This is a genomic window from Phenylobacterium sp., assembly GCF_020253645.1.
In the GTDB taxonomy this organism is placed as follows: Bacteria; Pseudomonadota; Alphaproteobacteria; order Caulobacterales; family Caulobacteraceae; genus Phenylobacterium.
This window is the reverse complement of record NZ_JADCBG010000192.1, coordinates 1-12,178: the sequence shown is the minus strand read 5'-3', so window position 1 is coordinate 12,178 and position 12,178 is coordinate 1. Positions and strand designations below refer to the sequence as shown.

The window sequence follows — 12,178 nt, the reverse complement described above, 5'->3', positions numbered from 1 at the left end:
GGCGGCGCCTACGCCGAGGAGACCCTGAGGCGGAATGTCCGTGACCTGGAGGCCATCGCCCTTCGCCAAAGGGTGATGCGGGACATGTCGCAGGTGGATCTCTCCACCACCCTCTTCGGACAACCCCTCGCCATGCCCGTCGCCCTTGCGCCCGTGGGCATGGCCGGCATGTATGCCGCGCGCGGCGAGGTCCAGGCGGCCCGGGCCGCAGCGGGCGCCGGCGTCCCCTTCTGTCTCTCCACGGTCGGGGTCTGCTCCATCGAGGAGGTGGCCGCCGCCGGAACGCCCCCCTGGTTCCAGCTCTACATGCTCAAGGACCGGGGCTACATGCGCGAACTCATCGCCCGGGCCCGCGGCGCAGGCTGTCCGGTGCTTGTCTTCACGGTCGACCTGCCGGTTCCCGGGGCGCGGTACCGCGACGTCCGTTCCGGCTTCACCGGGCTGAGCGGAATACCCGCCGCCCTGAACACCCTCTGGCAGGGCGCGACCCATCCGGCCTGGTCCTGGGACCTCTTCGTCCATGGCCGACCCCACACACTGGGCAATGTCCAGGCGGCCGTGGGGGGAGGGAGGCGAGTGAATGACTTCCTGGGCTGGATCGCCCGCAACTTCGACCGCTCCGTGACCTGGAAGGATCTCGACTTTGTCCGGGAAACCTGGGACGGGCCCATCGTGATCAAGGGCGTACTGGATCCCGATGATGCGCGGGACGCCGTCCGCGCCGGGGCGCAGGGACTGGTGGTCTCCAACCACGGGGGGCGACAGCTCGATGGCGTCTTGTCCTCCATCGCCGCCCTGCCGAGGATCGCTGACGCCGTCGGAGGTGACCTGGAGATCCTCATGGACGGCGGGATCCGTTCCGGCCTGGACGTGCTCAAGGCCCTTTCACTCGGCGCACGGGCCTGTCTCGTCGGCCGTCCGTGGGCGTGGGCCCTTGGCGCGGGGGGCGAGGCGTTGGTCGCGCGGATGCTGGGCGTCATGCGCGCGGAACTGAATACCGCGATGATCCTCACGGGTTGCCGCGAGGTGACCCGGGCGGACGCTCGACTGCTTGATGCTGCGGCGCCATAAAAACTTTCGCTGACGAAGCCGAGCAGGCGTCGACAAGCCCTTTGACAGCCGGTAATGCGACACGGTTCTGCGCGTGAAAACGGCCCTTTGCGGCCGCGGTTGCGTGCGCCTTGAAGCCATTGAAGTGGGGTCCGCCATGAGCGCTCCGGAAATGCAGGGTTTATACGATCCGCGGAACGAGCATGACTCGTGCGGCGTGGGGTTTGTCGCCAACATCAAAGGGCGCAAATCGCATGAGGTCGTGACCAGCGGTCTGGAGATTCTCATTAATCTCGACCACCGCGGCGCCGTGGGCGCGGACCCCCTGGTGGGCGACGGCGCCGGGATTCTGATTCAGATTCCTGACGTCCTGCTGCGCGACTGGGCTGGCGAGGCTGGCGTCGACCTGCCGGAGGCAGGCCGGTACGCCGTGGCCATGTGCTTCCTGCCCCAGGACCAGGAGACGCGCGACGTCGCCATCCAGCAGTTTGAGCACTTCCTGAAGGTCGAGGGCCAGGTCCTGCTCGGCTGGCGCGACGTGCCGACCGACACAAAGGGGCTGGGCGCCGCCGTGCTGGCCCAGATGCCTGTCATTCGTCAGGCCATCGTCGGCATGGGCCCGAACGTCAGGGACCAGGACGCCTTCGAGCGCAAGCTCCTGACCATCCGCAAGCAACTCCAGAACCCGCTGGCAGAGCTGGCCGTTCAGAAGAACCTGCCCAACCTGACCCAGCTCTACCTGCCGTCCTTCTCGACCCGGACGGTGGTCTACAAGGGCCTGCTCCTCGCCCACCAGGTGGGAAGCTTTTACTGCGACCTGCGTGATCCGCGCACCGTCTCGGCTCTCGCCCTCGTCCACCAGAGGTTCTCGACCAACACCTTCCCCTCCTGGAAGCTGGCCCACCCCTACCGGTTCATCGCCCATAACGGCGAGATCAACACGGTCAGGGGGAACGTGAACTGGATGAACGCCCGCCGGCGCACCCTGGAGAGCGACCTCCTGGGCCCGGACCTGAACAAGATGTGGCCGCTGATCCCGCATGGCCAGTCCGACACGGCCTGCCTGGACAACGCGCTGGAGCTTCTGATCGCCGGTGGGATTCCTCTCGCCCAGGCGGTGATGATGCTCATTCCCGAGGCCTGGGCCGGCAACCCGCTTATGGATCCCAAGCGCCGGGCCTTCTACGAGTATCATGCGGCCCTGATGGAGCCCTGGGACGGACCCGCCGCCGTGGCCTTCACGGACGGCCGCCAGATTGGCGCCACTCTTGACCGTAATGGCCTGCGCCCCGCCCGGTTCATCATCACCGACCAGGACAATGTCATCATGGCCTCGGAGGTGGGCGTTCTTCCCGTTCCCGACGAGCGCATCGTCCGCAAGTGGCGGCTGCAGCCCGGCCGGATGCTGCTGATCGACCTCGACCAGGGCCGCATCATCGAGGACGAGGAGATCAAGCGCACCCTCGCCGACGCCGAGCCCTATGAGGAGTGGCTCTCGCGCACCCAGTTCAAGCTCGAGGACCTCGCTGAGGTCACCCCGGTCGAACCACCGCCGCCGGCCGACCCGGTCAGCCTGCTCGATCGTCAGCAGGCCTTCGGCTACACTCAGGAAGACCTCTCCCACTTCCTGGAGCCCATGGCCCGGAGCGGCGACGATCCCGTCGGCTCCATGGGGTCGGACTTCCCCATCGCCGTGCTCTCGACGCGCTCCAAGCTGCTCTACGATTACTTCAAGCAGAACTTCGCCCAGGTGACGAACCCGCCGATCGATCCGATCCGGGAAGAGCTGGTCATGAGCCTGGTCTCAATGATCGGGCCACGCCCGAACCTGCTCGGCCGTCAGGCCGGCGCCCACAAACGCCTGGAAGTCTCCCAGCCCATCCTGACCAACGAGGACCTGGCCAAGATCCGGTCCATTCACCAGCTGCTGGACGGCGCCTTCCGAACCGCCACCCTGGACGCCACCTGGCCGGCCTCGGAGGGGGCGGCGGGCCTGGAGGCCGCCGTACAGCGGCTCTGCCGCGAAGCGACCGACCAGGTCCTCGCCGACAGCAACATCCTGATCCTGTCGGATCGTGAGGCGTCTGCGGACCGGATTCCGATCCCGGCGGCCCTGGCCACGGCGGCGGTGCACCACCACCTGATCCGCCAGGGCCTGCGCATGCAGACCGGCCTGGTCATCGAAACCGGCGAGGCCCGCGAGGTGCATCACTTCTGCGTCCTGGCGGGTTATGGCGCCGAGGCGGTGAACCCATACCTCGCCTTCGAGACGCTGGAAGATATCCGGGTCCGCAACAAGCTGCCGGAGACGGCCTACGAGGTCCGCAAGAATTACATCAAGGCGGTCGGCAAGGGGATTCTGAAGGTCATGTCCAAGATGGGCATCTCGACCTATCAGTCCTACTGCGGGGCCCAGATCTTCGATGCCGTGGGCCTGTCCAGCGAGTTCATCGAAGCTTTCTTCACCGGCACCGCCACCACCATTGAGGGCGCCGGCCTCGTGCAGATCGCCGAGGAGACGGTTCGTCGGCACCGGGACGCCTACGGCGACTCCCCGATCTATGCCGACATGCTCGACGTGGGGGGCACATACGCCTACCGGCTGCGCGGCGAGACCCACGCCTGGACTCCGGAGTCCGTCTCGCGCCTGCAGCACGCCGTGCGCGGCAACCTGCCTGACGAGTACCGGGCCTTCGCCCAGTCCATCAACGACCAGGCGGAACGTCACCTGACCCTGCGCGGCCTGATGCGGTTCCGCAACGCCGAAACCCCGCTCAGCCTTGACGAGGTCGAGCCCGCCTCGGAGATCGTCAAGCGCTTCGCGACCGGGGCGATGAGCTTCGGATCGATCAGCCGCGAGGCGCACACCAACCTGGCCATCGCCATGAACCGGATCGGCGGCAAGTCGAACACCGGCGAGGGCGGCGAGGAGGCGGACCGCTTCAAGCCGCTCGCCAACGGCGACTCCCTGCGATCGGCGATCAAGCAGGTGGCCTCGGGCCGCTTCGGCGTGACCGCAGAGTACCTGGTCAACGCCGACGACATTCAGATCAAGATGGCCCAGGGCGCCAAGCCCGGCGAGGGCGGCCAGCTGCCCGGTCACAAGGTCGACGCCAACATCGCCAGGGTGCGTCACTCGACCCCCGGGGTTGGCCTGATCAGCCCGCCGCCACACCATGACATCTACTCGATTGAGGATCTGGCTCAGCTGATCCACGACTTGAAGAACGTCAATCCGGCCGCCCGGATCTCGGTGAAGCTGGTGTCCGAAGTCGGTGTCGGGACGGTCGCCGCCGGCGTCGCCAAGGCGCGCGCCGACCATGTGACGATTTCCGGCTACGAGGGGGGTACGGGGGCTTCGCCCCTGACCTCCCTGACACACGCCGGCTCCCCCTGGGAGATCGGACTCGCCGAGACCCAGCAGACCCTCCTCCTCAACGGCCTGCGCTCGCGCATCGCCGTCCAGGCGGACGGGGGCCTGCGGACTGGCCGCGATGTGGCCGTCGCCGCCCTTCTGGGCGCTGACGAGTTCGGCTTCGCCACCGCGCCCCTGATCGCCTCCGGGTGCATCATGATGCGCAAGTGCCACCTGAATACCTGCCCGGTCGGGGTGGCCACACAGGACCCGGTTCTTAGGGCCCGGTTCACCGGCCAGCCCGAGCACGTGATCAACTACTTCTTCTTCGTGGCCGAGGAGCTTCGCCAGATCATGGCCGAGCTGGGTTTCCGGACGGTCGCCGAGATGGTGGGCCGGGTGGATCGCCTCGACATGCAGCCGGCCGTCGACCACTGGAAGGCCGCCGGCGTCGACCTGTCGCGCATCCTGCATGACGGCGCTGCCCGCGATCGCGCGGTCCTGAATAACCAGGACCGCCAGGAGCACGGACTGGAGAAGGCGCTGGACCAGCAGCTCATCGCCGATTGCGCCCAGGCCCTCGATGGCCGCAGTCCGGTGCGCGGAACCTATCCGGTGCGGAACATCAACCGGACGGTCGGCGCCATGCTGTCCGGCGAGATCGCCCGCCGCCATGGTCACGCCGGCCTGCCGGACGGGTCCATCAGCCTGGCCTTCACCGGACAGGCGGGCCAGAGCTTCGGCGCCTTCGCAGCCCGGGGTCTCACCCTGGAGCTGACCGGTGACGGCAATGATTACGTCGGCAAGGGCCTTTCCGGCGGGCGGGTCATCGTCCGCCAGCCGGCGGGCGCCCCGCGCGACCCCACCGCCAACATCATCGTCGGCAACACGGTGCTCTACGGGGCCATCGCCGGTGAGGCCTACATCGAGGGGGTCGCCGGCGAACGCTTCGCGGTCCGCAACTCCGGGGCGGTGGCCGTGGTCGAGGGCGTGGGCGACCACGGCTGCGAGTACATGACCGGCGGCGTCGTCGTGGTCCTGGGCGATACCGGACGCAACTTCGCCGCCGGCATGTCCGGCGGCGTGGCCTATGTCTACGACCCGGCGCAGAAGTTCCCGCTGCTTTGCAATGCGGCCATGGTCGATCTGGAACGGATCGATCCTACCATCGGCGGCGACGAAGGTCGCCCGAGCCAGCGGTCGCCTTCTGTGGAGGACTCCGGCATGGGTGACATGCTGTCGCATGACGCTGAACGTCTACGCATCCTGATTGAGCGTCACCTGCTGCACACCGGCTCGCGGCAGGCCGCCAGGATCCTGGAGACCTGGGACGCCTCCCTCGGCCAGTTCTGGAAGGTTATGCCGAAGGATTACCGCCGGGCCCTCACCGACCTCGCCGCCGCCCGCCGGGCCGGCGCCGCGGTCGCGGCAGAGTAAGGAGTCGAGACATGGGAAAGCCGACCGGATTTCTTGAGGTCAGCCGTCGGGACCGCGACTACCAGCCCCCCCAGGAGCGGCTCCGCAACTACCGTGAGTTCGTCAATCCGCTGCCGACACAGGAGCTGGTGGCCCAAGCCTCGCGCTGCATGGATTGCGGGATTCCGTTCTGTCACAACGGCTGCCCGGTGAACAACCAGATCCCGGACTTCAACAACCTCGTCTACCGCGAGCAGTGGAAGGCCGCCCTGGACAACCTGTTGTCCACCAATAACTTTCCCGAGTTCACCGGCCGGATCTGCCCCGCCCCCTGCGAGGCGTCCTGCACCCTGAACATCCAGGACACGCCCGTCACCATCAAGACGATCGAGTGCCAGATCATCGACCGGGGTTGGGAAGAAGGCTGGATCACGCCGCAGATGGCCCCGAAGGGCACCGGCAAGCGTGTGGCCGTGGTGGGGTCTGGTCCGGCGGGTCTTGCCTGCGCACAGCAGCTCGCCCGCGCCGGGCACGCCGTGACGGTCTTCGAGAAGAGCGACCGCATTGGCGGCCTGCTCCGCTATGGCATTCCCGACTTCAAGATGGAGAAGCATCTCATCGACCGGCGGGTCGCCCAGATGGAAGCGGAGGGCGTGATCTTCCGCACCAGCTTCGAGGTGGGGGTCAATGTCTCCGTCCAGCGCCTGATGGATGACTACGAGGTCCTGGTCATGGCCGGCGGCGCCGAGGCGCCCCGCGATCTCGAGATCGAGGGCCGAGAACTGGGCGGAATCCATTTCGCCATGGACTTCCTGACCCAACAGAACAAGCGCGTCGCCGGGGACGACGAACTGCGCGCGGCGCCCACCGGCGCCATCTCGGCCACCGGAAAGCATGTGGTGGTGATCGGTGGCGGCGACACCGGATCGGACTGCATCGGCACCTCCAACCGCCACGGAGCCGCGTCGGTGACCCAGCTGGAGATCATGCCCCAGCCGCCAGAGCGCGAGAACAAGGCCCTCACCTGGCCGGACTGGCCCCTGCGCCTGCGGACTTCTTCCAGTCACCAGGAAGGCTGTGATCGCGAGTTCGCCGTCGCCACCCGGCGCGCCATCGGCTCGAACGGCCGGGTCGAGGCCCTGGAGTGCGTCCGGCTGGAGTGGGTGACCGGGCCGGATGGCCGCCAGCAGATGCAGGAAGTGGCCGGCAGCGAGTTCCAGCTCAAGGCGGACCTTGTGCTCCTCGCCATGGGATTTGTCGGGCCGAAGAAGTCGGCGTTCACAGACCAGGCCGGCGTCGAGTTCGACATCCGGGGCGCCGTGCGGGCCGATACGGTCTCCTACCAGACCTCCACCCCGGGCATCTTCTCCTGCGGCGACATGCGTCGGGGCCAGTCTCTGGTCGTCTGGGCGATTCGGGAGGGGCGACAGTGCGCTCACGCTGTCGACGCCTACCTGATGGGGACCTCGCGGCTTCCGCGCTGAACCCGGGGTTTGGCGTCATGGCCGACCGGGTCTAGGCTGTCGGAATGAACGACGCGCCGATCTCGGTCTCCGGATTCGCCAGGGGGGGCGCCCCTGCTGCCGTCTTGCGGCCGAGTCACCGGCAGCGCAGGGCCTGTCCCGGCGCGCCATCATCGGCGGGCAAGGTGCGCCATGCCGACCTCGGGCTGCGCTGAACCGGGAGAATGCGATGGCCGGACGTCCGCTCGTCTTCATCTACCTGATCCTCGGTCTGGCCGGCCTCGTCCTGACCTGGAGCCAGAACCTCGCCTATCTCGGTCCTGCAGCAGGTCCCGGCGGTCTCATCGACTTCCTCAGGGCGACGGTAGTCAATCCAGGCGCCCGGTCCATTGCCTTTGACATCCTTATCCTCGGCTGGGCCGTCTCCATCTGGATGGTCGTCGAGGGCCGTCGCCGGCGCATGAAGGCGGTCTGGCTCTATCCGCTCCTGGGCTGGGCCGTCGCCCTGGCCTTCGCTGTTCCGCTGTTCCTCGCCGCGCGGGAGCTCGCGCTTCGCACACCCCCCGAAATCGAGGGCCGGCCAGGGCTCGCCGACGGTGTCGGCCTTGGGTTCCTCTCCGCCCTTGTCCTGGTCCTCCTCGGCCTCGGGATCCGGGCCGCCGGGCTGATTTGACAGTCGCGGCCGCAGGGGTCTTGCTGTCGCGGACACAGAGACGGGGGAGGAAGACATGGCGCCCATACCCAAGCGCGGGACCATCGCTGTCACCGGGGCGGCGGGGTTCCTCGGCGGCTGGACGGTCCGGCTGCTGCTGGGCAAGGGGTACCGGGTCCGGGCCTGCGTCCGCGACACGGAGGATGCGACGCGGACAGCCTTCCTGAAGGCCATGCCCGGCTACGCCTCGGGCCGGTTGACCCTTCACGCCGCTGATCTTGACCGGGACGGCTGCTACGACGACATCTTCCGTGGCTGTCATGGCGTGGCCCACATCGCCCACGTCAGCACCTACGACGACCCCGCCTATGTCGCCCGGGTCTGCGACCACATCATCAGGAGCGTGGAGGCCTCGGGCAGCGTGACGCGGGTGGTCCTGACCTCCTCGATCGCCGCGGTGATCTCCGAGGCCGACATCTACGAGGTGGCCCGGCGTCCGGTCTTCTATGAAGACCGGTATCCGGACGAGACAAACCCCAAGCGGACGCCGGATCGGGGTCAGGGCTACTCAATGGGCAAGCTGCACGCCGAGCGCGCCTTCGCCGAAGCCGCTGAGTCCAGCGGTCGCTGGGACGCCATTACCTGCTGTCCCGGCGACAATCTCGGGCCCATCCTATCCGCTCACCAGAAGGACATGGGCCCCTGGCAGCACAACATCGAGATGATGCTGCTGGGCAAGTACTTCCAGAACGGGGCCTACCGTCCCTGGATGACCGTCGACGTGCGTGATGACGCCCTCTGCCACATCGGCCTCCTGGAAAGCACCGAGGTGGCCAATGGCGAGCGCTTCATCGCCTGGTCCACGGACATGCGGAAGGTCGAGGACATCTGCGCCGACATTGACAGGCTCCTGCCGGAGATCGGCCATGACACGCCCGAGGTGACGGATCCCTTCCCCGAGCGGATCCAGGCGCGGGAGGCCGAACTCCGGGCGGTCTGGGCCTTGGCGGACCTCAGGAACGACCGCATCCGCGCCGTCACCGGAATCGAGTTCAGACCCCTGGACGACTCGATACGGGACTGCGTGGAGAGCCTGCTGTCGGTGGCGGGCGTGAAACCGAAGGTGCGGTCAGTTTCCGCCCGATATCTGCAGGCCGGGGGCCCTATGGTTTCGAAGACGGCGGACGCCGGCTTCAAGGCTCGACAGGAATGGCGTTGAACTGGCGCAGGGCGTCGCGGGTGCTCGTCAGGCCGGTCCAGCCGCCCGTGAACAGGACGTTGTCGATCTTCCAGCCGTTGTCGTTGACCAGCTTGACGTCGTCGGTCCACCGCGTCTTGTAGCCCTTGTTCTTGAAGGTCACCGCCACCGAAGCCCGGTCGCCGATCACCCGCGCCGGGCCCATCTTGTAGCTGGTGTAACCCTCGTAGAGGCCGGCGAAGATCTCGCCCTCCAGGATGTTGGGCTTGTCGGTGGGGTTTGGCCCGGCCTTGGTCCGAGGGGCGGACTCGACCTCATTGTCCCGGGCCCGCTTGACCTCAGCGGCGAGACCGGGACTCAGCCGGGCCAGCTCAGCCTGGCGGAAATCGCCCTCGTAGGTGTTGTAGAAGCTTCGGACGGCCGCCTTGGGCGAGGTGATGCCGTCGGGCGCATGCTGGCAGGCGGAGAGGGTCAGAAGGCTTGCGGCGGCGAGGATGACGGGGCCGGTGTGGCGGATCATGGTCGGGCTCCGGAAACTGAGGCCCCGACCCTACCAGCGCCGCGGCGGGCAGGGTAGGGGCGTTGATCCACAGCCGTGGCGCTGCTCTGCGCCGCCCCTAGGCTAATTACTCCAGGTACATCGCCTTCAGCCGGCTGAGCTCCGCCGGGCCGATCCCGGCCTCCGCCTGGAGATAGGCGGCGACCGACCCCCATCGAAGATCAATTTCGTCCAGGGCGTAGGCGAGATAGCCCGTCCCCACGCTGTCCCTGAGCGGCTGCGGCGTCAGGTACTTCGGGTCTTTCTGGTACTGGGCGAACACCGCCGCGCCGGGATTGGCGGCGATGAGTTCCGGGGTCAACCTGGGCATCTCGTGCTGCGGCTGGCGATAGGTCGTAGACAGGTGATAATCCGCCATGACCGTCTTCACGGGCACACCGAGCGCCCGCAGGATCAGGGCCGTGGCGAAGCCTGTCCGGTCCTGGCCAGCCGAACAGTTGTAGACTACAGGCCCCTCGTTCCGGAGAAGGCTGGCGAACAGGATCTTCATCTGGGGCGCAAGCAGATCCGGAAAGCCGCGATAGATCGCCTCCATGTCTGGGGTTGTCCCGTTCCGCCCCAGGGCCATCGCCCCAATGGAGTAGCCTACGGTGGTGGTGGCGACGCCCTCGATCCGCGAGGGCGCCAACACCCGTTCCTCATTGGAGCGCAGGTCGATCATCTGTGTGAGACCCAGGTCGCGGACCCGGCGAAGATCATCTTCGGTCAGCGAGGGCGTCGCTCCGGAGCGATAGATCCGGCCCCAACGGACGGTTCGGCCGTCGGAGGTCCGATAACCCCCGACATCGCGGAAGTTCGACCCCTGGGTCAGGGGCAGGATGCGCTCCGCGACCCGGACTGTCTCGCCGTCGGTGACATCCACCAGGAGGAAGTAGGGTCGGCTGATCAGATCGGCCGCCAGTTCGTGCCGTCCGTCGCCGTCATCGTCGGAAACCAGCTGCATCGTCTCCTTCGGAGCGTCGGGCCGATCTGCGACATAGACGTCGACCGGGCCCCGTGCGGACCAGGTCACCAAGATGCGGTCCGGCGAGGCGCGTTCGACCTTCTCGGAGGCGACGCGGGCCTGCGCGGCAGGGGCGATGAGGACAAGGGCCATGGCCCCAGCGAGGGTGAAGGACCTGAACATGGTTCGGGGATTCCTGGGGTCAGTAGCGGAACGAGATATCTAGGCCGTAGGTCCGGGGTTCATTGAACATGCCGAACACGCCCTGGGCCGCCGACGCCGCGGCGCTCCGGTAGAAGACGTGGGAGTCGTCGAAGAGGTTGCGAGACCAGAGGCTGAGTTCCATCTGGACCCGCTCTCCGACGGGAATGTCGCCCAGCGCCAGCCTGCCGTTCCAGACCCGCGAGAAGTCCGAGAAGGTGGCCTCACCGGAGGACCCGCGGTAGCCATCGGCCAGGTTGGCGTCGAGGTGTGCCCTCAGGGTCATCTCACCGACGGGTCGCGTGTAGCTGATCGAGGCGCTGAAGGCGTTCTTGGGCGTATAGACGATGTACACAGGCTGCAGCCGGCCGCCGGCGAAGGGGTTCGCCGCCAGGGGCAGGCGGCTGGTCGTGAAGGCATAGTTCGCCGACAGGGTGAGACCGGAGACGGGCGCTATGGTGAAATCCACCTCGAGGCCCCCGATCCGGCCCTCACCAGGGGCGTTCACGGTCTCGATCGTGCCCCGGTTGCTGTTGTTGAGGTTCACGGCGGAGAAGTCGATCTGGATGTCGGTGTATTCTGTCGTGAAGGCCGCCAGGTTGAGGCGGGCCCGCCGATCCCAGAATTCACTCTTCACCCCCGCCTCGGTGGTGGCGACCTGCTCGGCTCCGAAGGCCCGGTAACTGACCGAACGGGAGTTGGCCCCGCCCGCCCGATAGGCGGTTCCCCACTTGGCGTAGACGCTGGTGGTCTCGGTCAGGTCGAAGAGGGCCGACACCGAGGGATCGAAGCGATCATCCTCGAAGTCGAAGGTGAAGGCCGTCACCGCGCCGTTCACCCGGGTCAGCTCGCCGTCCTTCTTGTCCTGGGTGAAGCGCCCGCCCGCCGTCAGCCTGAGCCGCCCCTCGAGCGCGGCCGGGACCCAGGTGGCCTGGCCAAAGAGCGCCGTGCTGGTGGCCCGTGCGGTGCTCGCCCGGTCCGGGAAGGGCCAGCGAGCGCCTGCGAGCAGGCTGGGCAGCCGCGTGGCGGCCGTCCCCGTGGCGTTCCACTGCAGGGTATTCGGCGTCCAGGCGTCGTCGTCCCCCTCCTCGCGAAAGTAATAGGCCCCGACCACATAGGTCAGGTCGCCCAGGGTCCCGAGCGCCTGGATCTCGTGGCTCACCTGGTCCTGACGCAGGGAGGCGATGCTGTACCGGGCGAACTGTGCGTTCGGGACGAAGACGCCGGCGTGGGCTCCGATGGCGTTGTCGTACTGGCTCTGCTTCACCCGCCGGTAGGCTGAGATGGACCGGATTTCGAGGTCTTCGGACGGCGACCAGGACAGGTGCATGGACCAGCCCT

General features: G+C 67.4%; 8 protein-coding genes. 5 read left to right on the top strand and 3 right to left on the bottom strand.

Translation table 11 applies throughout. The features are described from left to right. From INE98_RS12735 to INE98_RS12715, 5 genes are all read left to right on the top strand, one after another. On the top strand, positions 1 to 1,071 hold a 1,071-nt coding region (locus INE98_RS12735; RefSeq protein WP_293539313.1), incomplete at its 5' end, for an L-lactate dehydrogenase. Positions 1,072 to 1,207: 136 nt separating this feature from the next. Continuing rightward, positions 1,208 to 5,842 (top strand): glutamate synthase large subunit, encoded by a 4,635-nt coding sequence (gene gltB / locus INE98_RS12730; RefSeq protein WP_293539311.1) that lies wholly within the window; start codon positions 1,208 to 1,210, stop codon positions 5,840 to 5,842. An 11-nt stretch (positions 5,843 to 5,853) separates the two neighbouring features. Further along, the gene (locus tag INE98_RS12725; protein ID WP_293539310.1) at positions 5,854 to 7,305 is read left to right on the top strand and encodes a glutamate synthase subunit beta; all 1,452 of its coding nucleotides are present in this window, start codon (positions 5,854 to 5,856) and stop codon (positions 7,303 to 7,305) included. Between the two features lie 208 nt (positions 7,306 to 7,513). Next, positions 7,514 to 7,957, top strand: a complete 444-nt coding sequence (locus INE98_RS12720; RefSeq protein WP_293539309.1) for a DUF2834 domain-containing protein — start codon at positions 7,514 to 7,516, stop codon at positions 7,955 to 7,957. A gap of 55 nt (positions 7,958 to 8,012) precedes the next feature. Beyond that, entirely contained in the window at positions 8,013 to 9,155 is a 1,143-nt protein-coding gene (locus INE98_RS12715) for an NAD-dependent epimerase/dehydratase family protein (protein ID WP_293539308.1), read from the top strand. On the opposite strand, the gene INE98_RS12710 is transcribed toward INE98_RS12715, so the two are convergent. The 3 genes from INE98_RS12710 to INE98_RS12700 form a co-directional block, all read right to left on the bottom strand. Beyond that, the gene (locus tag INE98_RS12710) at positions 9,130 to 9,654 is read right to left on the bottom strand and encodes a hypothetical protein (protein ID WP_293539306.1); all 525 of its coding nucleotides are present in this window, start codon (positions 9,652 to 9,654) and stop codon (positions 9,130 to 9,132) included. The two genes, INE98_RS12715 and INE98_RS12710, sit on opposite strands and share 26 nt — an antisense overlap. 106 nt (positions 9,655 to 9,760) lie before the next feature. Continuing rightward, positions 9,761 to 10,819 carry a tyrosine-protein phosphatase gene (locus INE98_RS12705; RefSeq protein ID WP_293539304.1) on the bottom strand — a complete coding sequence of 353 codons (1,059 nt, stop codon included), beginning with the start codon at positions 10,817 to 10,819 and terminating at the stop codon, positions 9,761 to 9,763. 19 nt (positions 10,820 to 10,838) lie between these two features. Then, positions 10,839 to 12,178: TonB-dependent receptor (locus tag INE98_RS12700; RefSeq protein WP_293539303.1), on the bottom strand; the 1,340-nt coding region annotated here is incomplete at its 5' end.

What these genes read in the sequence shown, in the direction of transcription:
- gltB (WP_293539311.1), top strand. Translation starts at nt 1,208, where the DNA reads ATGAGCGCTCCGGAAATGCAGGGTTTATACGATCCGCGGAACGAGCAT.
- INE98_RS12725 (WP_293539310.1), top strand. Translation starts at nt 5,854, where the DNA reads ATGGGAAAGCCGACCGGATTTCTTGAGGTCAGCCGTCGGGACCGCGAC.
- INE98_RS12720 (WP_293539309.1), top strand. Translation starts at nt 7,514, where the DNA reads ATGGCCGGACGTCCGCTCGTCTTCATCTACCTGATCCTCGGTCTGGCC.
- INE98_RS12715 (WP_293539308.1), top strand. Translation starts at nt 8,013, where the DNA reads ATGGCGCCCATACCCAAGCGCGGGACCATCGCTGTCACCGGGGCGGCG.
- INE98_RS12710 (WP_293539306.1), bottom strand. Translation starts at nt 9,654, where the DNA reads ATGATCCGCCACACCGGCCCCGTCATCCTCGCCGCCGCAAGCCTTCTG.
- INE98_RS12705 (WP_293539304.1), bottom strand. Translation starts at nt 10,819, where the DNA reads ATGTTCAGGTCCTTCACCCTCGCTGGGGCCATGGCCCTTGTCCTCATC.